This is a genomic window from Amycolatopsis ruanii (assembly GCF_003385175.1).
Classification (GTDB): domain Bacteria; phylum Actinomycetota; class Actinomycetes; order Mycobacteriales; family Pseudonocardiaceae; genus Amycolatopsis_E; species Amycolatopsis_E thermalba.
Genome location: NZ_PQHY01000009.1, coordinates 65,802 through 84,691 on the forward strand (window position 1 = coordinate 65,802; position 18,890 = coordinate 84,691).

Annotated in this window: 17 protein-coding genes; 8 read left to right on the forward strand and 9 right to left on the reverse strand. The window is 73.3% G+C overall.

What is annotated here, in order from left to right; translation table 11 throughout:
* Nucleotides 1–29: 29 nt before the first annotated feature.
* The 4 genes from katG to rho form a co-directional block, all read right to left on the reverse strand.
* A complete protein-coding gene (gene katG, locus D0D28_RS07035; RefSeq protein ID WP_116110128.1) occupies nt 30–2,306 on the reverse strand; it encodes a catalase/peroxidase HPI in 2,277 nt (758 codons plus the stop codon).
* A complete protein-coding gene (locus tag D0D28_RS07040; RefSeq protein WP_116110129.1) occupies nt 2,307–2,759 on the reverse strand; it encodes a Fur family transcriptional regulator in 453 nt (150 codons plus the stop codon). It lies immediately after the preceding gene.
* A 72-nt stretch (nt 2,760–2,831) separates the two neighbouring features.
* On the reverse strand, nt 2,832–3,668 hold the full coding sequence (locus tag D0D28_RS07045) for a GNAT family N-acetyltransferase (RefSeq protein WP_094005367.1): 837 nt from the start codon (nt 3,666–3,668) through the stop codon (nt 2,832–2,834).
* 63 nt (nt 3,669–3,731) lie between these two features.
* A complete protein-coding gene (gene rho / locus D0D28_RS07050) occupies nt 3,732–4,781 on the reverse strand; it encodes a transcription termination factor Rho (protein ID WP_116110130.1) in 1,050 nt (349 codons plus the stop codon).
* Nucleotides 4,782–5,020: 239 nt separating this feature from the next.
* Between rho and D0D28_RS07055 the strand changes: the two genes are divergently transcribed.
* Both D0D28_RS07055 and D0D28_RS07060 read left to right on the forward strand, forming a co-directional pair.
* Complete coding sequence (locus D0D28_RS07055) at nt 5,021–5,929, forward strand: DUF4175 domain-containing protein (RefSeq protein ID WP_233157251.1); 909 nt, start codon at nt 5,021–5,023, stop codon at nt 5,927–5,929.
* Nucleotides 5,929–6,846 (forward strand): DUF3048 domain-containing protein, encoded by a 918-nt coding sequence (locus D0D28_RS07060; protein WP_116110131.1) that lies wholly within the window; start codon nt 5,929–5,931, stop codon nt 6,844–6,846. The genes D0D28_RS07055 and D0D28_RS07060 overlap by 1 nt, the downstream gene beginning before the upstream one ends.
* 183 nt (nt 6,847–7,029) lie before the next feature.
* Here the strand turns inward: D0D28_RS07060 and D0D28_RS07065 are convergent, their stop codons facing one another.
* Together D0D28_RS07065 and D0D28_RS07070 are read right to left on the reverse strand one after the other, a co-directional pair.
* Nucleotides 7,030–8,022: a crotonase/enoyl-CoA hydratase family protein gene (locus tag D0D28_RS07065; protein WP_094005363.1), complete on the reverse strand. Its 993-nt coding sequence runs from the start codon at nt 8,020–8,022 to the stop codon at nt 7,030–7,032.
* A gap of 15 nt (nt 8,023–8,037) precedes the next feature.
* The gene (locus tag D0D28_RS07070; RefSeq protein WP_116110132.1) at nt 8,038–9,225 is read right to left on the reverse strand and encodes a PucR family transcriptional regulator; all 1,188 of its coding nucleotides are present in this window, start codon (nt 9,223–9,225) and stop codon (nt 8,038–8,040) included.
* 166 nt (nt 9,226–9,391) lie between these two features.
* On the opposite strand from D0D28_RS07070, the gene D0D28_RS07075 reads away from it, so the two are divergent.
* From D0D28_RS07075 to D0D28_RS07095, 5 genes are all read left to right on the forward strand, one after another.
* Nucleotides 9,392–10,294, forward strand: a complete 903-nt coding sequence (locus D0D28_RS07075) for a hypothetical protein (RefSeq protein ID WP_116110133.1) — start codon at nt 9,392–9,394, stop codon at nt 10,292–10,294.
* Nucleotides 10,294–12,075 (forward strand): GMC family oxidoreductase N-terminal domain-containing protein, encoded by a 1,782-nt coding sequence (locus D0D28_RS07080; RefSeq protein WP_094005360.1) that lies wholly within the window; start codon nt 10,294–10,296, stop codon nt 12,073–12,075. The genes D0D28_RS07075 and D0D28_RS07080 overlap by 1 nt, the downstream gene beginning before the upstream one ends.
* Nucleotides 12,076–12,600: 525 nt before the next feature.
* Entirely contained in the window at nt 12,601–14,196 is a 1,596-nt protein-coding gene (locus D0D28_RS07085) for an MFS transporter (protein ID WP_094005359.1), read from the forward strand.
* Nucleotides 14,197–14,200: 4 nt separating this feature from the next.
* Nucleotides 14,201–15,706: an amino acid permease gene (locus tag D0D28_RS07090; RefSeq protein WP_094005477.1), complete on the forward strand. Its 1,506-nt coding sequence runs from the start codon at nt 14,201–14,203 to the stop codon at nt 15,704–15,706.
* 2 nt (nt 15,707–15,708) lie between these two features.
* Nucleotides 15,709–16,506, forward strand: coding sequence for an NAD(P)-binding domain-containing protein (locus D0D28_RS07095; RefSeq protein ID WP_233157256.1), 798 nt, complete (start codon nt 15,709–15,711; stop codon nt 16,504–16,506).
* On the opposite strand, the gene D0D28_RS07100 is transcribed toward D0D28_RS07095, so the two are convergent.
* Nucleotides 16,476–17,015 carry a CGNR zinc finger domain-containing protein gene (locus D0D28_RS07100; protein WP_094005358.1) on the reverse strand — a complete coding sequence of 180 codons (540 nt, stop codon included), beginning with the start codon at nt 17,013–17,015 and terminating at the stop codon, nt 16,476–16,478. The genes D0D28_RS07095 and D0D28_RS07100 overlap by 31 nt on opposite strands.
* 70 nt (nt 17,016–17,085) lie before the next feature.
* Here D0D28_RS07100 and D0D28_RS07105 point away from each other — a divergent pair, with 70 nt between their 5' ends.
* Entirely contained in the window at nt 17,086–17,760 is a 675-nt protein-coding gene (locus D0D28_RS07105) for a haloacid dehalogenase type II (RefSeq protein ID WP_116110134.1), read from the forward strand.
* Here the strand turns inward: D0D28_RS07105 and D0D28_RS07110 are convergent.
* Nucleotides 17,753–18,205: an iron chaperone gene (locus tag D0D28_RS07110; RefSeq protein ID WP_094005356.1), complete on the reverse strand. Its 453-nt coding sequence runs from the start codon at nt 18,203–18,205 to the stop codon at nt 17,753–17,755. The genes D0D28_RS07105 and D0D28_RS07110 overlap by 8 nt on opposite strands.
* A gap of 50 nt (nt 18,206–18,255) precedes the next feature.
* Entirely contained in the window at nt 18,256–18,882 is a 627-nt protein-coding gene (locus D0D28_RS07115; protein WP_094005355.1) for a glyoxalase, read from the reverse strand.
* Nucleotides 18,883–18,890: the final 8 nt, after the last annotated feature.

The window sequence follows — 18,890 nt, forward strand, 5'->3', positions numbered from 1 at the left end:
CGGCCGGGCTCGCCGCTGGGGTTGGGGGATCAGGACAGGTCGAACCGGTCCAGTTCCATGACCTTCGTCCAGGCCGCGACGAAGTCGTTGACGAACTTCTCCCGCGCGTCGTCGCTGGCGTAGACCTCCGCGAGGGCCCGCAGCTGCGAGTTGGAGCCGAAGATGAGGTCGACCGGGGTGGCCGTCCACTTCAGCTCGCCGGTCGCCACGTCGCGGATCTCGTAGACGTTCTCCTCCGACTCCGACGCCTTCCACTGGGTGCCCGGCGCGAGCAGGTTGGCGAAGAAGTCGTTGGTGAGCACACCCGGCTTGTCGGTGAGGACACCGTGCTGGACGCCGCCGTGATTGGCGCCCAGCGACCGCAGACCGCCGACCAGGACGGTCATCTCCGGCGCGGTCAGGTCCAGCATGTAGGCGCGGTCGACCAGCAGCACCTCCGGCTGGAGCTTCTCACCGGCCCGCAGGTAGTTGCGGAACCCGTCGGCGCGCGGCTCGAGCACCTTGAACGACTCGACGTCGGTCTGCTCCTGGCTGGCGTCGGTGCGGCCCGGGTGGAACGGCACGGTCACCTCGACGCCCGCGTCGCGCGCGGCCTTCTCCACCGCGGCCGAACCGGCCAGCACGATCAGGTCGGCCAGCGAGATCTTCGCGCCGCCGGCCTCGTTGAACTCGCGCTGGATGGCCTCCAGCTTCTCCAGCACCGCCGCGAGCTGCTCGGGCTGGTTGACCTCCCAGTTGCGCTGCGGCTCCAGCCGGATCCGGGCGCCGTTGGCGCCACCGCGCTTGTCGGTGGACCGGAAGCTCGCCGCCGACGCCCACGCGGTGCTGACCAGCTGGGCGGTGGTGAGACCGGACTCCACCACCTTCGCCTTGAGGGCGGCGATGTCGGCCTCGCCGACCAGCTCGTGGTCCACGGCCGGCACCGGGTCCTGCCACAGCTGCGGCTCGGCGACCCACGGGCCCAGGTAGCGGGTGACCGGGCCCATGTCACGGTGCAGCAGCTTGTACCAGGCCTTGGCGAACGCCAGCGCGAACTCGTCCGGGTTCTCCAGGAACCGGCGCGAGATCTTGCCGTAGACCGGGTCGAAGCGCAGCGCCAGGTCCGTGGTGAGCATGGTCGGCTTGTACTTCTTGTTCGGGTCGTACGGGTCCGGGATGATCTCCGGCGCGTCCTTGGCGACGTACTGCTTGGCGCCGCCGGGGCTGGTGGTCAGCTCCCACTCGTAGCCGAACAGGATCTCGAAGAAGCGGTTGCTCCACTCGGTCGGCTTGTCGGTCCAGGTGACCTCGAGGCCGCTGGTGATCGTGTCCGGGCCCTTGCCGCTGCCGTGGGTGCTCAGCCAGCCCAGGCCCTGCGCCTCCAGCGGGGCGGCCTCCGGCTCGGGGCCCACGTGGTCGTCGGCGATGCCGGCGCCGTGGGTCTTGCCGAAGGTGTGGCCACCGGCGATCAGCGCGACGGTCTCCTCGTCGTTCATCGCCATGCGGCCGAAGGTCTCGCGGATGAAGTGCGCCGCGGCCATGAAGTCCGCGCTGCCGCGGGGACCCTCCGGGTTGACGTAGATCAGGCCCATCTCGGTGGCGCCGAGCTCGGGCACCATCTCGGTGTCGCCGGCGTAGCGCTCGTCGCCCAGCCAGTCGTCCTCCGGGCCCCAGAAGATCTCCTCGGGCTCCCAGACGTCCTCGCGGCCGAAGCCGAAGCCGAAGGTCTTGAAGCCCATCGACTCCAGGGCCACGTTGCCGGCGAACACGAGCAGGTCGGCCCACGAGATCTTCTGGCCGTACTTCTGCTTGACCGGCCACAGCAGGCGGCGCGCCTTGTCCAGGTTGGCGTTGTCCGGCCAGCTGTTGAGCGGGGCGAAGCGCTGCGCGCCGTCACCGGCGCCGCCGCGGCCGTCGTGGATGCGGTAGGTGCCCGCGGAGTGCCAGCTCATGCGGATCATCAGGCCGCCGTAGTGGCCGAAGTCGGCGGGCCACCAGTCCTGCGAGGTGGTCAGCACCTGCTCGATGTCGCGCTTGAGCGCCTCGACGTCGAGCTTGGCGAACTCCTTGGCGTAGTCGAAGTCCTTGCCCAGCGGGTTGCTCTTGGAGTCGTGCGCGTGCAGCACCGACAGGTCGAGCTGGTTGGGCCACCAGTCGCGGTTGGTGCGCGGGCGGCCGCTCGACTTCGGCGTCGGCGAGTCGATGGCCGGGTTCTCGCTCTCGCTGCCGTGCGAGGTCACCGAATCGTGCGCGACCGGGCACCCGGCCGCCGCCTTCTTGTCCACCCCCTGCGCGCTGGAGGGGGTGTTGTCCTGGGTGTCGCTCATCTACTTGCCTTCCGAGCTGGCGGTTTCGTGGGGAACTGCGGCGGCCGAGCAGTCGGGGCAGACGCCCCAAAAGACGACCTCCGCCTGGTCGATCACGAAGCCGTGATCGTCCGAGGCGGTGAGACACGGGGCGTGGCCGACGGTGCAGTCGACGTCGGCGATCGCACCGCAGGAGCGGCAGACGACGTGGTGGTGGTTGTCGCCCACCCGGGACTCGTAGCGGGCGTTCGCGCCGGCCGGCTGGATGCGGCGCACCAGCCCGGCCTCGGTGAGGGCCCGCAGCACGTCGTAGACGGCCTGATGGGACACCGTCGGGTGGTCGGCGCGCACCAGCTCGATCACCGTTTCGGTGTCGACGTGCGGGTGGTCGTGCAGCGCGGCCAGCACCGCCAGGCGGGGCCGGGTCACACGCAACGAGACCGCCCGCAGCTGCGCCTCGAAGTCCGACGTCACGCGGCAGACCCTAGAGCACTAGTCTGGAACAAATCAAGTTAGGGGTCAGGGCGTGTCCGGGGCGGGCGCCACTCAATCCGCGGGTTTCACCAGCACGGCCCGCGTGTAGAGCAGCTGGAAGCCGCGGCGCTGGGCGTTCTGCTGCGACTTCGAGGCGGGTTGCGTGGTGATGACGGCGAGGTCGCAGCCTGCGGTCACGGCGTCGGCGAGCCGGGCGGACAGCAGCGCGGTCTGGACGCCGCGGCGCCGGTGGCCGGGCAGGGTCGCCGCGCCGGTGAACTGCGCGAGCCCGTCGGTGACGCACATGCTGCCCGCACCGGCGACGACTCCGTCGCACAGCGCCAGGTAGCGCCGCACGCCGTCCCCGGCGAGGTCGCGGAGGGCGCGCGCGAGGACCTCGCGGGGGAACTCCTGGTCGGGCGGCGGCCCGTCGGTCTCGGGCTGGGTGAAGGCGTCCACGGCGGTGTCCAGCCAGGTGCCGAACTCCCCGGCACCGACCGGCCGGATCTCGACCCCCGGCGGTGTCACCCGGTCCGGCTCCTCCCGCAGGCTGCGGCCCAGCACGTTCTCGAAGGACTCCAGCCGGTACCCGCGCCCGGACAGCGTCGCGGCGATCGCGGGGTCGGCCACGTGCGCGAGTTCGGCCTGCACCGGGGAGCCCACCGCGGCGAAGGCCTGTTCGGTTTCGTCGAGCACGTCCGGGGCCGGCACGCCGCCGAATCCGAGGCCGGCGATCTTGTTCAGCGGCGACCCGGCTTCGGCGAAGGTCGCCACTCCCCCGGCGACGGGCCGCACGAAGGCGGCCGAGCCGGGCCTGCCCCGCGCGACACCGGTGGCCTCGGCCATCCGTCGTGCTTCGGCTCGTTCGATTCGTCCGGCCAGCGGGAGGTCGCAGAAGAGGGCGTTCACGGGCCGGACTGTAGCGGCCCGGCCGCGGGAGCTCCTCCCGAATATCGCGCGGGCCGGGAAACCTCACGCGGCGGCGGTGGCGGACACCCGCGCGACGAACTCGGCGTTGGACCTCGTCGTGCGCAGCTGCTCCAGGAACTGTTCGGTCGCGCGCCGCGGGTCCTGGCCCGCCAGCGCGCGGCGGACCTCCGTCATCACGGTCAGTTCCGCCGGCGACAGCAGGAGCTCGTCGCGGCGGGTGCCGGAGGCGAACAGGTCGATGGCCGGGTACACGCGGTGGTCGGCGAGGGTGCGGTCGAGGCGCAGCTCGGCGTTGCCGGTGCTCTTGAGTTCCTCGAAGAACACGGTGTCGGCCAGGGAACCGGTGCCGACGAGCGCCGTGGCGATGATCGTGAGCGAGCCCCCGTCCTCGATGTTGCGCGCGGCGCCGAGGATCTTCTTCATCGGGTGCAGGGCGCCCGCGTCGACACCGCCGGACAGGGTGCGGCTGGACGCCCGGGCGGCGAGGTTGTACGCGCGGCCCAGCCGGGTCAGCGAGTCGAGCAGCAGGACGACGTCACGTCCGGTCTCGACCAGGCGTTTCGCGCGTTCGAGGGCGAGTTCGGCGACGGCGGTGTGCTCGGCAGGCGCGCGGTCGAACGTGGAGGCGATGACCTCACCGCGGACCGAGCGGCTCAGGTCGGTGACCTCCTCCGGCCGCTCGTCGGCGAGCAGCACCATGAGGTGCGCGTCCGGGTGGTTGGTGGCGACGGCGTGCGCGATCGCTTGCAGGACGGCGGTTTTGCCGGTACGCGGCGGCGCGACGACGAGCGCGCGCTGCCCCGTGCCGACCTGCTGGGCCAGGTCGAGCACGCGGGTGGTGAGCTGGTGGCGGGCGGTCTCCAGCACGAGCCGCCGGTCCGGGTGCACCGGGGTGAGCCGGTCGAACTCGGGACGGCGGCCGCCGGGATCGGCGCCGTTGACCGACACCAGTTCCTGGCCGTCCAGGACGATTTCGTCGCCGCGCCGCAGACCGTGCGCCCGGACGAGTCCTAAGGGGACAGTGGGGCCACCGCGGCCGTAGCCGAGAGTGGCGGTTTTGCCGGAGATGTCGAGAATGCCGTGACAGGACATGGTGGTACTCCAAAAAAGGGAAGGCGGCGTGGATCGCCGGAAGGGAGAAACCCGGAACGGTGTCACCGGGTGAGGTGGAGAAGAGAGACGATCTCGCGGGCGGCTGAGCCGGCATCCGGGAAGATCCCTCGCACCATAACCCGTCCGGCACTCGGTCCGCAAGCGGCGTCCGAAATGGTTTCCCGCCGTCGCGGGCGGCTGGTTAGGCTGCGGGCGGAACCGGGCCAGTGGAGGAAGTGGTGGAGGAGCGCGCGTGGCGGCCGCGCTGGTGGGTCTTCGCGGTGTTCGCGATGGTGGCCGCGGTGCACCTGGCCGGTGGCTGGGATTCGACGTCCGCGGTGGGGCTTTCGGTGGGGTTCGCCGGCACGCTGGTGCTGGCGTTCGTGCGGCGGTTGCCGTCCTGGGCCACCGGCGAGGAGGCGTTGCGCGCGCCGGTGCGGGCGAGCCGCACCCGGCTGATCGTCGCGCTGCCGCTCGCGTTACTGGGCGTGGTGGCCGTCCTCATCGGACTGATCGACCACCCGCCGCACGGGATGGATGTGCTCTACGTGGGTTTCGTGGCCGTCCTCGCGGTGGGCTTGGTGGTGGTGCTCGCGCTGCGCCCGGCTTCCGGCCCCCTCTCCCGGTCGGGCCAGGATAGGCGGCTGCGGCTGTGCACGGCCGTCCTCGGGGCCGCCGTCGGCACGGGGGTGGCGCTGGAGGTCGCGGTGCTGGTCACCGTGGGCGGCGCGCTGCCGTGGGTGGTGCTCGCTCCGGTCCTCCTCGTCGTCGGGGTGACCGCGGTGCGGCGCCGGCGGAACGCGAAAGCCGTGCGGCTGCTCGCGGCCGGGGCGTGGACCGGGATCACCGCGGCCACGCTGCCGGAGGAGATCGACGGCTCTTCGGTGTCCGGATGGGCGGTGTTCCCGGACGGGCTCCGCGCCCGGTTCGGGATCACCGGCTGCCCACCGGACGTCCTCGCCGGCCTCCTCGATCGGCGCCGCCTGTGGATCGCGGGCGAACCACGTGACGGCGAGGTCGCGGTGGGCCTCCCCGACGGCGACGCCTTCGCCGTCGCGTGGTTCGCCGTGAAAGACCGCGACCACCGGCGCTGGGCGCGCCGGGCGTCCCGGGAGGACAATGGTTCCGACGGGAAGCGGGTGGGGTGATGCGACGACGGCTCATCCGGTGCCTGGCCGGGCTCGCGAGCGCCGGCCTCCTGGCGGGCTGCTCGACGGCCGGGCCCAGCAGTCCGATGGCCCCCGCGGCACCGGCCGGGCCGGTGCTCGTCGTCAAGATCGACAACGTGGCCCCGGCGCGGCCCGCGACCGGCCTCGGCTCGGCCGACCTCGTCGTCGCCGAGCCCGTCGAAGGCGGGCTGAGCCGCCTCGCCGCGGTGTTCACCACTCGCCGCCCGCCGGTGATCACCCGGTTCCGCAGCGCCCGCGAGACCGACTACGACCTGCTGGCCGCCTTCGGCCGCCCGGTGTTCGCCTACTCCGGAGCCGCTCCCGAGGTCGACCGCGCGCTGCACACCCCGCCGCTGGCGGACCGGATCGTCAACGCCTCCCCCGCCGACGCGCCCGCCGCCTACGTGCGGGAGGACGCCCGACCGGTCCCGCACAACCTGTTCCTGCGCCCCGAAGCGCTGCCCGCGGGCGAGGGCCCGCTCCCGGACGCCCTGATCGCCCGCGGGCCCGCCCCGGCCGGCGGCACCCCCACAGCCAGCCGCGCGGTGTCCTACCCGGCCGCGTCCTTCGACTTCCGCTGGGACGGCGGGCGATGGCTCGTGTGGCTCGACGGCAGCCCGCTGACCTCCACCGAGGCGGGGCAGCTCGGCGCGGGCACGGTGATCTTGCAGCAGGTGACCACCCGCCCCGGCGCCGTCGCGGACAGCCAGGGCCGGACCGCGCCGGTCGCGCAGACCGTCGGCACCGGCGCGGCCACCGTGCTGCGCGACGGCGCCGCCTTCGAGGGCGTCTGGTCCCGTCCGGTCCCGCAGGCGGTCACGACGTTCGCCACGCCGGGCGGCGCGCCGCTGCCCGCCGCCACCGGACCGGTGTGGGTGGTGCTGATCCCCACCTGACACCACGGGATGACCGCCAGGGCCGTCTGACGTCCCCGAACAGCGCGGCCTCCGACGCCATCCAGCCCCGCCCAGCGCCACAGACCATCACCACCTTCGCCACCCCGGGCGGCGCGCCGCTGCCCGCCGCCACCGGACCGGTGTGGGTGCTGCTGATCCCCACCTGACGCCGCGGGATGACCGTCAGGTGCGTTTGACGTCCCCGAACGGCTCGTCGCGCTCGCGCACCGCCTGCCGGAAACCCGCCGTTCGCGCGCGGTCCTGGAACGCGTAGCCCTCGCGGGTGTGGCGCGAGATGCCGTCGAAGACGGTGCCGATCATCGCCGAGTTGGCCACACCCTGCGTGGTCAGCGCGCTGTTGAGGGCGAGCTTGACCATCATCAGCTGGTTGACCGGCAGCAGGGCGATCTTGGCGACCAGCGCCTCGGTGACCTCGTCCAGCCGGCCGGCCGGCGCGGACTCCACCGCCAGCCCCCACTCGGCGGCCTGCCTGCCGGTGATGCAGTCGCCGGTGAACAGCAGCCGTTTCGCGCGCTGGTCGCCGAGCCGGTGGGCCCACAGGCCGGTCGCGGGCACACCCCACACGCGGGTGGGCGGGTAGCCGATCTTCGTGTCGTCGGCGGCCACGATCAGGTCGCAGTGCAGCGCGATGTCCGTGCCGCCCGCGACGCAGAACCCGTGCAGCTTCGCCACCGTCGGCTTGGTCGCGTGCAGCAGGCTGGCGTAGCCGCGGTTGAACCGGCTCATCATCGCGTAGTCGGCCATCGGGTCCCACGGCCGCGACGGGTCGTGGTTGCGTGCCTGCACCACCGGGTCGAGCACGGTCCCGGCCCGGTCCGGGTCCGTCTCCGGCGGCGCGTCGCCGTGCTCGGCGAAGATCGACAGGTCGTAGCCGCCGCAGAACCCCTTGCCCCGCCCGGAGACGAGGATGACGTGCACGCGCGGGTCGAGGTCGGCGCGTTCCACCGCGGCGGCCAGTTCGAACGGCGTGTCGGCGGTGATCGCGTTGCCCCGCTCGGGCCGGTCGAACGTGATCCGGGCGATCCGCCCGGTCACCTCGTAGGTCAGGGTCCGGTAGTCCCCAGTGTCCCCGCGGGGTGCGCGGTCCCGGAACAGGCTGCTCTCGGTCCAGGCGTCCCGCCACGGCGCGGGGCGCGAGCCGGCGTCATCGGTCATCGCCCGACCGTAGCGTCACTCGCGCGCCGGCAGCAGCCGCACGACCTGCAGCGCCGTCGCCAGTTCCGCCACGGCCCGGGGGTCGCCCAGCCCACGGCCGGTGAGTTCCTCGACCCGCCGCAACCGGTAGCGCACGGTGTTGGGGTGGCAGTACAGCCGCTTGCCGGCCTCGGCGGCCGACCCGGCGCAGGCGAACCACGCGTCCAGCGTGTCGACCAGCACCTTCCGGTCGGCGGGCGGCAGGTCCAGCCGCCGGCCGAACACCGCGCTCGCCACCCGCTCGGCCTCCCCGGGCGCGGCGGCGATCAGCACCGCGACCGGCGCGTCGTCCCACGGCGCGACGCCGGCCCGGCCGGGCGGCAGGGTGCCCAGCGCCAGCCGCGCCAGCCGCAGCGCCCGCGGGGTTTCCCGCAGGTGGGGGTAGGCGGGGCTGAGCCCGATCCGCGCCGTGGCGCGGCCGCGCAGCAGGTCCGGCAGCCGTTCCCCCAGCGACGGGTACGGCAGCGCCAGCACGCCGATGTGCTCCTCGGGCGACAGCCGCCACGCCGAGCGGATCCCGTCCGACCGCAGCCGTGACTCGATGCCCACCAGGGACCGCTTGCCCAGCTCGGGGATCTCCGCGGCCACGACGACGAAACAACCCTCCACCGGCAGTCCCAGCGTCTGTGCGGCCTCCCACAGCGTGTCCTGGGCGAGGACACCGGTGAACAACGCCTCGACCAGCATCGACCGCTCGTGCTCGCGCTCCAGCATGATCTGCGAGGCGGTGTCCCGGTAGGCGTCGGCCATCGCGTCGGTGTAGGTGCCGACCAGCCGCCACACCGTCGCGGCGAAATCGACGAGCACCCGGTCGTCCACCGAGGACGATGCGCGCGCCTTGGCGACCAGCGCGTCCCACAGGTGCGCGAACCCGACGCGGTAGGCCCGCACCACCTCCGGCAGCGGCGCCCCCTGCTGGGCGCGCTCGCGCCCGGTTGCCCACGGCGCGGACAGGTCGGGGGCGTGGTCGCTGACGAACTGCCGCAGGATCAGCTCGGCGTTGTCCCGCACGGACTGCCGCAGCGAGGAGGTGGGCACCGGGTCGCCGGCCTGGTAGAGCACGACCTCGTGGCGGATGCGCCGGGTGACGGCGTCGGCGAGGTCGTCCAGCTCGCCGAGCAGCGCGTCGACCAGGGCGTCGATGCCCGAGATGTCCGTTGACACGCCGGAAGCTTAACGGCGACCGGTTTGTCCTCCGGCACAAAACCCCGCGCGGGTGAGTTGTCGCCGGGGACATGGGCGCCGGTGAACGGTTCACCGAGGATTGCTCCATCCGGTGCAAGCCCGGCACCGCCGCCGGGCACTCGCCGCCCACCACAGGAGAACATCGATGCCACACGCTGACAACGACGTCGGCCGCCGGGCCTTCCTGGCGAAGATCGGGGTGCTGGGCGCCGCGGTCGCCGCCGGCGGCCTGCTGCCCGGGCTCACCGCCGCGGCCGCCCCGCGACCGGTCCGCGCCGCCGGGCTGACCGACGTGGTCGCCGCCCTCCGCCCGGTGCTCGCCGAGCTGGCGCGCGACACCCTCAACGGCCTGGTCGTGATGGCCTGCCCCGGCCCGGACGCCTACTCCCGCGCCCAGGGCACCCCGCGCACCGAGCCGGGCGCGCTGGAGGCCCGGGCCACCGACTTCCTGATCAAGGCCCTCGACGAGTACGTCCCGTTCCCGGAGCAGCTCGCCACCCCGCTCACGCAGAGCCTGGCGACCGGGCTGGCCGGCACCCCGCTGCCGTCCGCGCTGCTGGACCTGCCGATCGGCACGGTGCGGACCCTGGACGCCGCGCTGCGCACGCTGCTGGAGAACGACGACACGCTGCCGCTGTCGTCGGCGATCGCGATGCTGCTGAACCTGGTGGCGACCGAGGTGAACCCGCTCGCGCTGAGCGGCGCGTTCCTCTCCCCGTTCGCCCGGCTGTCCTATGCGGACAAGTGCCGCGTGTTCGAACGACTGGAGGGGCCGCACGCGGGCCTGGTGTCGCTGCTGGACGCGAACCTGCCCGAGCCGGTCCAGGGCTCGGTGTCCGGGATGCTGCGGTTCGTGGCCGGTGCCGTGCTGGAGTTCGCGGCCTACGGCAGCGCCTGCGAGTGGGCGGTGTTCGACCCGGCCACGAAGTCCCTCAGCGCCCGGCCCGTCGGCTGGCAGCTGTCCGGGTACCAGCCGCACGGCGTGGTGCACGGCTGGGACGACTTCCTCGGGTACTACCAGGGCCGCACGAAGGTGGAGAACGTCTGATGCGGGACGTCATCGTCATCGGCGCCGGGGCCGGCGGTTCGGTGGTCGCGAAGGAACTGGCCGCCCGGGGCCTGGACGTGCTGGTCCTGGAAGCGGGCGGGTACGCCGACCCGGAGACCGGCTGGACGCACTACGAGAACGACGCGAACAACCCGCTCACCGGGTTCCTGCGGTTCGGGCCGTCGGACCGCTCGCGGCCGGCCTGGTTCCGGGAGACCCCGCAGAACTCGCTGCTGTGGCAGCTGGCCGGGGTCGGCGGCACCACCCAGCACTACTTCGGCAACTCGCCGCGCGCCTACCCGGGCGTGTTCGCCGGCTACGACGGCGCTGACGCGGCCGCCTACGACACCGCGCACCTGTTCCCGTTCACCTACGCCGATCTGGTGCCCTACTACGAATGGGTCGAGGCGACGCTGCCGGTGCACACCGCGGCGATGGGCACCAAGGAGTCGGTGTTCTTCCGCGGCTGCGAGAAGCTCGGCATGGCGTTGCAGACCACGAAGACCACGACCGGTGACTCCTACCGGCCGCAGGAGAACGCGATCCTGCCGCCCGGCGGCACCGCGGGCCGGTTCAGCGGGCACGACGACCCGCGCGTGCGGTGGCCGCTGGCCACCGGCTGCACGTTCTGCGGGTACTGCTTCCAGGGGTGCAAGCACCCGGCGGGCGCGCCGCGCACCCTGGCGGCCAAGCGGTCGGCGGACAACTCCTACATGCCGATGGCGCTGACCGCCGACGCGTGGTCGCCGCACGGCAAGCCGGTCTCGCTGGTCACCGACGCGTTCGTCACCCGGATCCGGTCCGAGCGGCGTGGCGGCGAGACGGTGGCGACCGGCGTGTCGTGGCGCTCGGTGACCACCGGCGAGGAGCACTCCGAGGACGCCCGGGTGGTGGTGCTGTCCGCGGGCTGCACCGAGAACCCGCGGCTGTGGTTCAACAGCGGGCTGCCCAACCCCAACGACTGGGTCGGCCGCGGCTACACCGACCACTACTTCGACTGGGTGATCGGGCTGTTCGACGACTACACCGGGTCCACCAAGGGTGCGGCGTCGGCGGCGCGGGCGGACTTCCCGGGCCGTGGCGGGATCATGAACGTCGGGCTGCCGCCGGCGATCCAGCAGTTCGCGCTGACCTTTTCCGACAGCGGGATCCGCGGGCGGTACGGCAACGGGCGCGGCTTCACCGGCCCGTGGGACGGCCCGGCCGGGCGGCTGCTGGGCGAGGAGCTGAAGGAGGTGCTCACCCACGGCGCGGACCGGCTGTTCAACATCCTGGTGATGACCGACGACGACGTCGAGCCGCACAACCGGGCGACGCTGTCGGCGCTGCCCGCGGACGAGCACGGGCCGGTGGCGAAGGTCGAGATGCGGCACCGGGCACGTTCGGCGCGCACGGTGGCGAACCGGGAGTTCCTGGCCCGCAAGGCGGTCGAGGTGGTGCGCGCGGCCGGGGCCCGGAAGGTGTTCCGGATCGACTGGCCGCCGCTGATCCTGCACGTCCACTCGTCGATGCGGATGGGACTGTCCGAACGCGACTCGGTGCTGGACGACGCGGCGGAGGCGCGCTGGGTGCGGCGCCTGTTCGTGGCCGACAACTCCGCGCTGGCCAACGCACTCGGCGGCCCGAACCCGACGCTGACCAGCCAAGCGGTGGCGACCCGCACGGCGGAGCACATCGTGCGACGCTACTTCGGCGGCGAGGGCTGGGTGCGCACGGAGGCGCCGGTGGAGTCCACGGACCCGCGCATCACCCGCCGGTTCGCGGAGCTCCCGGCGAGCTGAGGTGTCGGGGTGGCCGCCGGATGCCGAGTCCGGCGACCACCCCGCGCCACCCAGCCGCCCACGAGCCAAGGCCAGCCCGGCGGCCGCCGGGTGCCGAGAAGCGGCGGCCACCTCGCGCCACGCCCGCGACACCGCGGGCCCACGCGCCCGACCGGCCACCCCCAGATGTCGAATCGGGCGGCCGCCTCGGGCCCGTCACCACACACCACCCAGCTGTACGCCACCTCCGCCTCTCCCGCCAGCCGCCGATGCCGGAAACCCGGCGGCCACCCCGCGCCACCCGTGCGCCTCCATCGCGCGCACCCACCTGCCCGCAAGCCAGGGCCGGCCCGGCGGCCGCCGGATGCCGGAAACCCGGCGGCCACCCGGCGCCACCCGTGCGCCTCCATCGCGCGCACCCACCTGCCCGCAAGCCAGGGCCGGCCCGGCGGCCGCCGGATGCCGGAAACCCGCCGGCGCCCGGTGTCGAGAAACGCGCGGCCGCTCCGACCTGCCCGTGACATCCACGGAAGGGAAGGACCTCGCATGACCCACACGATCCCGGCGCGGGCCGGGCGGCGGGAGTGGCTCGCGCTCGCCGTGCTCGCCCTGCCCACCCTGCTCGTCTCCCTCGACGTCCACGTCCTGCTGCTCGCCCTGCCGCGCCTGGCGGCCGACCTCGGCGCGAGCAGCGTCGAGCAGCTGTGGATCACCGACGTCTACGGCTTCGCCATGGCCGGGTTCCTCATCACCATGGGCACCCTCGGCGACCGCATCGGCCGGCGAAAACTACTGCTCCTCGGCGCGGCGGCGTTCGGGGCGGCCTCCGTCGCCGCCGCGTTCGCCACCAGCCCGGCCATGCTGATCGCCGCGCGCGCCGCCCTCGGCGTGGCCGGCGCGGTCCTCGCGCCCTCCACGATGTCCCTGATCCGCACCCTGTTCCGCGACCCGCGGCAGATGGGGCTGGCGATCGGGCTGTGGGGCCTGTGCTTCTCGGCCGGGGCGGTGATCGGCCCGGTGGCCGGCGGCGCCCTGCTCGCGCACTTCTGGTGGGGCTCGGTGTTCCTGCTCGGCGTGCCCGCGATGGTGCTGCTGCTGGTGGCCGGCCCGGTCCTGCTGCCCGAGCACCGCGACCCGCACGCCGGCACACCCGACCTGGTCAGCGTCGCGCTGTCCCTGGCCGCGGTGATCCCCGCGATCCACGGGCTCAAGGAACTGGCCCACGACGGCTGGCGCCCGCTGCCGCTCGCGAGCCTCGCCACCGGGATCGTCTTCGCCGCCGTGTTCGCGCGCCGCCAGCGCCGCCTGGAGCACCCGCTGCTGGACCTGCGCCTGTTCGCGAACCGCTCGTTCGGCACGGCGCTGGGCGCGATGATGTCCGGCACGCTGCTGATCGGCGCGCTGATGCTGTTCATCACCCAGGACTTGCAACTGGTCGAGGGCCTCTCGCCGCTGGGCGCGGCGCTGTGGATGATGCCGGCGATCGCCGCCAACACCGTCTCGTTCGTCGTATCGCCGGTCCTCGCCCGCCGGTTCCGGCCCGCGCACCTGATCGCCGCCGGGCTGGCGATCTCGGTGTGCGGGCTGATCGTGCTCACCCGCACCGGCACCACCTCGGGCCCGGCGACCCTGGCGACCGGGTTCGCGCTGATCTTCCTCGGCGCCGGCCCGCTGGTGACGCTGAGCACCGGCCTGGTCCTGGGCTCCGCGCCCGCGGAGAAGGCCGGCTCCGCGGCTGCGCTCAACGAGACCAGCGGCCAGTTCGGGTTCGCGTTCGGGCTCGCCGCGCTCGGCAGCATCGGCGCCGCGGTCTACACCAGCCGCTTCACGCCGCCGGAGAACGTCCCCGCCGCCGCGCGGGACAGCCTCGCCGACGCGGTGGCCGTCGCTCAGCACCTGCCCGCAGACCTGGCCCGGGCGCTGCTCACCCCGGCCCGCGCGGCCTTCGTCGACGGCCTGCACCTGGTCGCGGTGATCAGCGCGGCCGCCCTCGCCGTCGTGGCCGTGCTGATCCTCCGTCTGCTGCGCCACGTTCCGCCGACCGGCCGGGCCGAGTCCGATGTGGACACCCGAACGGACCTTGACGCTCGTCGCGGCCGGCCACTACCGTTCGGGCACCCGGTCGACCGAACACCGAGGTGAGCCCGTGGACCCCGACAGCACCCGGCTGCACCAGCTCGGCTACGCCCAGGAACTCCGGCGCACGATGTCCGGGTTCTCCAACTTCGCCGTCTCCTTCACCATCATCTCGATCCTGTCCGGTTGCCTGACGCTCTACGGGTTCGGCCTGGACACCGGCGGCCCGGCCGCGATGATCTGGGGATGGCCGCTGGTCGGGGTGTTCGTGGTGCTCGTCGGCCTCGGCATGGCGGAGGTGTGCTCGAGCTACCCGACCGCGGGCGGGCTCTACTACTGGGCGGCGAAGCTCGCGCCGCGCCGCTCGGCCGCGGCCTGGTCCTGGTTCACCGGGTGGTTCAACCTCATCGGCCAGGTCGCGGTCACCGCGGGTATCGACTTCGGCGCCGCGCTGTTCCTCAACGCGTTCCTGGACCTGCAGTTCGGGTTCGCCGCCACGCCCGGGCACACGATCCTGCTGCTGGCGATCATCCTGGTGGTGCACGGGTTGCTGAACACGTTCGGCGTGCGGCTGGTGGCCGTGCTCAACAACGTCAGCGTGTGGTGGCACCTGACCGGTGTGCTGGTGATCGTCGGGGTGCTGGTGTTCGTTCCCGACCGGCACCAGTCCGCGTCGTTCGTGTTCGGCCACTTCGTGAACAACACCGGCTGGGGTTTCGCACCGTACGTGTTCGCGCTCGGGCTGCTGGTCGCGCAGTACACGCTCACCGGCTACGACGCCTCCGCGCACATGACCGAGGAGACGAAGAACGCGGCCACGGCGGGCCCGCGCGGGATCGTGAACTCGATCCTGGTGTCGCTCGTCGCGGGCTGGATCCTGTTGCTGGGCCTGACGTTCGCGATCCAGGACTACGACGGCGCGGTGAACACGGCGACCGGGGTGCCGCCGGCGCAGATCTTCCTCGACGCGGCCGGCGCGACCACCGGGAAGTTCCTGCTGCTGATCGCCATCGGCGCGCAGCTGTTCTGCGGGATGGCGTCGGTGACGGCGAACTCGCGGATGATCTACGCGTTCGCCCGCGACGGCGCGATCCCCGGCTCCCGCGTGTGGCACCGCATCAACAAGCGCACCCGCACCCCCACGAACTCGGTGTGGCTGTCCGCGACCGGCGCGCTGATCCTCGCGCTGCCGTACCTGTGGAGCGCCACCGCGTACGCCGCGGTGACCTCGATCGCGACCGTCGGGCTGTACGTCGCCTACGTCATCCCGGTGTTCCTGCGGGTGCGCAAGGGCGCCGAGTTCGAGCGGGGCCCGTGGCACCTCGGGCGGTGGGGACGGCCGGTCGGTGCCGTCGCGACGGCGTGGGTGGTGGTGATCTTCGTGTTGTTCCTGCTGCCGCAGTCGTACCCGGTGACGGTGAGCACCTTCAACTACACGCCGATCGCGTTCCTCGTCGTGCTGGGCGGCGCGGCGGTGTGGTGGTTCGCCTCGGCGCGGAAGTGGTTCACCGGGCCGAAGGTGCAGGGCACGGCGGCCGAGCTGGAAGCCGTCGAACGAGACCTGCGAGCGGTGTGAGCATGCGATACGGGTTCGTGGGCACGGGCGAGATCACCGCCGCGATCGTGGCAGGGCTGAGCACGGCCGCCGATCCGCCGGAGGTGTTCCTGTCACCGCGCGGGCGCGCGGTCTCCGCCCGGCTCGCCGAGCGGTTTCCGAACGTGCGGGTGTGCGCGGACAACCAGGACGTGCTCGACCACGCCCCGGCGATCGTGCTCGCGGTCCCCGCCCCGGTGGCGCGCGACGTGCTGGCGGAGCTGTCGTTCCGGCCGGAGCACGTGCTGATCAGCGCGACCGCCGGGGTGCCGCCGGAGCGGCTGCGCGCGTGGTCGGCTCCGGCCGGCGCGGTGGTCCGGTCCATTCCGCTCCCCCAGGCCACGCGCCGCCGGAGCCTGACGGTGATGTACCCGGACAACGCCGTGGCGCGCGAGCTGTTCACCCGCGTGGGCGGCGTGCTGGTGCCCGGCGACGAGGCAGCGCTGGACACGTTCCACGGCGCGACCGCGGCGTTCTCCGCGCACCTGGACTACCTCGGCACCATCGTGGACTGGATGGCCGCCCGCGGCGTGGACCCCGGCGCGGCGAGCGCCTTCGTCACGCACGTCTTCGGCGAGCTGGGCTCCTCACTGCTGGAGCGGCCGGACTCGCTGACCGTGATGAGCACCCGCCACACCACCCCGGGCGGGCTCAACGAGCAGTTCCGGGACGACCTGCGCCGCGACGGCGTGCCGGACGCGGTGCGCCGGGCTCTCGACCGGGATCCTGGCCCGGGTGCGGGAATGACCCGTCAGGCCGGGGTTTTCCGGCGTGCGCGGTAGGCCGCGGCCTTGACCCGGTTGCCGCACTCCGCCATCCCGCACCAGGTGCGCCGCGCGCCGCGGGACCGGTCGAGGTAGAGGCGCGTGCACCCGGCGCGGCCGCATTCCTTGACACGGGCGGCGGGATCGGCGAGCACCGTGATCCCGCCGCGCGCGATCTGCGCCAGCACCGCGCGGAGGTTCCCCGACACGCGCAGGCCCGCGTCGCCGAGTTCGACCACCGGCGGCGGCGCGGCGGCGGCGCGGTTGACGATCGCCAGGCTCGCCGCGTCGAACGGCCGGCCGTGCACCCGGTCGAGCGCCAGCCGGTAGCACGCCTCCCGGAGCGAGCGCGCCAGCTCGAAGCCGGCGCGGTCCACCCGCACCCGGTCCGGCAGGCCGGGGCAGGCGGCCACCCACCGCGCCAGGTCCGCGGGCGCGGGCAGCAGGTCCACCGGGGCGTCCCGGCGGGCCAGCACCGTGCCGGCCAGGTCGAGGGCCGGGTCACCGCTCACGAAGGCGAACTCCACGTCACCAGCTTGACCGGTGACGCCGGCGGCGGCAAGATCGTCACCAGTTCAACCGGTGACAGGGGGCGGCGTGTCCGGCATCCACGACATCGAGGTCGTCGTCTTCGACGTGCTCGGCACGCTCGTCGACGAACCCAGCGGGCTGCGCGCCGCGATCCGCGAGGCGATACCTGGGGCCGGCGACGAACACCTCCGGCTGTGGCAGGAGCACGTCGAGCGCGAGCAGGCCCGCATCGGGCGCGGGGACCGCGCCTACGCCCCCTCCGAGGTCCTCGACACCGAGGCCGCGCGGCTGGTCGCCGAACGCGCCGGGGTCACCGATCCGGCGGTCGCCGCGCGGCTGGCCACCGCGGGGCAGCGGCTGCCCGCGTGGCCCGATTCCGTCGCCGGGCTGGAGCGGCTGTCGCGGCGGTTTCCCGTGCTCGCCCTGTCCAACGCGAGCCACGCCGCCCTGCTGCGGCTCCACGCGCACGCCGGGCTGCGCTGGCACCAGGCGCTGTCCAGTGAGGACGTCCGCGCCTACAAGCCGGCGCCGGAGATCTACCAGCACGCGATCGGCACCGCCGGCTGCGCGCCGGACCGCGTGCTGATGGTCGCCGCCCACGCCTGGGACCTGCGCGGCGCCCAGGCGACGGGCATGCGGACCGCCTACGTGCACCGGCCCGCCGGGGATCCGCCGTCGGACCCGGACGCGTTCGACCTGCGGGTGGACGGGCTGGACGGCCTGATCGCCGCCCTCAGCTGACCGCCTGCCGCACCAGGGCGGCGATGCGCTCCTCGACCTCGGGCGTGATCTCGGTCAGGGCGAACGAGGTCGCCCACATCGGCCCGTCGTCCAGGTTCGCCTCGGTGTCGAACCCGAGGGTGGCGTAGCGCGCCTTGAATTTCTCCGCGCTCTGGAAGAAGCACACGATCCTGCCGTCGCGGGCGTAGGCGGGCATGCCGTACCAGAGTTTCGGCGCGAGCATCGGCGCGTTGGCCTTGACCAGGGCGTGCACGCGCTCGGCCAGGACCCGGTCGGCCTCGGGCATGTCGGCGATCTTCGCCAGCACGTCCCGCTCGGCCTCGGCGGCCTTGTCCGCGGCCGACTTGCGGCGCGCTTCCTTCTTCAGCTCCTGCGCGCGCTCTTTCATCACGGCGCGCTCCTCGGCGCTGAATCCGTCGTAGTCACTGGTCTTGGTGCGGCTCATGGTGGTTCCTCCTGGGGTGCGTAGGTGTGCGGGTGGCTGGTGGAGGCACATCAGGACAGCGCCGCGGCCGCGGTGGCTTCCCAGGCGAACCCGTCCGGGTCGGTGAACGGGCCGCCGTCGCCGCTGATGGCGATGCGGTGTGATCCGCTGCCCTCCGGGGGCACGCCGGCGTCCTTGGCCAGCGCCCGGCGCCGGTACAGGCCCAGTTTGACCGGGCCGTCCCCGGCGGCGAACTCGACGTACATGCGGGCGAAGCTCTTCGCCACGGTGAAGCCGTGGTCGGTGTAGAACTTCCGGCTCGCGGCCACGTCGGACACGCCCAGCAGGAGCACGATGTTCTCCACGTTCCGGGTGGCGGGGCCGGTGTTCTTCTTCGCCGGGGTGGCGACCTTCCAGATCGTGCCGTCCGGCGCCTGGACCACACCGCCGCAGCCCCACATGTTCTTCGCGACGGGTTTGAGCACGGTGGCCCCGGCGTCCACGGCGGACTGGAACAGCTCCGCCACGTCGGCGGGCTGGGACACGATGAGCGAGAGGGTGAACCCGCGGAAGCCGGTGGTCTCCTCCCGCGCGGCCCGCAGGCGGAGCCGGGAGCCGAGCGGGAAGGCGTCGGCGTAGAAGCGTTCGGCGGCGGCGATGTCGGCCACTTCGAGGGTGATGGTGTCGATCGAGGTCATGACAGCAA

What these genes read in the sequence shown, in the direction of transcription:
- rho (WP_116110130.1), bottom strand. Translation starts at nt 4,781, where the DNA reads ATGTCCTGTCACGGCATTCTCGACATCTCCGGCAAAACCGCCACTCTC.
- katG (WP_116110128.1), bottom strand. Translation starts at nt 2,306, where the DNA reads ATGAGCGACACCCAGGACAACACCCCCTCCAGCGCGCAGGGGGTGGAC.
- D0D28_RS07080 (WP_094005360.1), top strand. Translation starts at nt 10,294, where the DNA reads ATGCGGGACGTCATCGTCATCGGCGCCGGGGCCGGCGGTTCGGTGGTC.
- D0D28_RS07095 (WP_233157256.1), top strand. Translation starts at nt 15,709, where the DNA reads ATGCGATACGGGTTCGTGGGCACGGGCGAGATCACCGCCGCGATCGTG.
- D0D28_RS07065 (WP_094005363.1), bottom strand. Translation starts at nt 8,022, where the DNA reads ATGACCGATGACGCCGGCTCGCGCCCCGCGCCGTGGCGGGACGCCTGG.
- D0D28_RS07075 (WP_116110133.1), top strand. Translation starts at nt 9,392, where the DNA reads ATGCCACACGCTGACAACGACGTCGGCCGCCGGGCCTTCCTGGCGAAG.
- D0D28_RS07115 (WP_094005355.1), bottom strand. Translation starts at nt 18,882, where the DNA reads ATGACCTCGATCGACACCATCACCCTCGAAGTGGCCGACATCGCCGCC.
- D0D28_RS07110 (WP_094005356.1), bottom strand. Translation starts at nt 18,205, where the DNA reads ATGAGCCGCACCAAGACCAGTGACTACGACGGATTCAGCGCCGAGGAG.
- D0D28_RS07060 (WP_116110131.1), top strand. Translation starts at nt 5,929, where the DNA reads ATGCGACGACGGCTCATCCGGTGCCTGGCCGGGCTCGCGAGCGCCGGC.
- D0D28_RS07085 (WP_094005359.1), top strand. Translation starts at nt 12,601, where the DNA reads ATGACCCACACGATCCCGGCGCGGGCCGGGCGGCGGGAGTGGCTCGCG.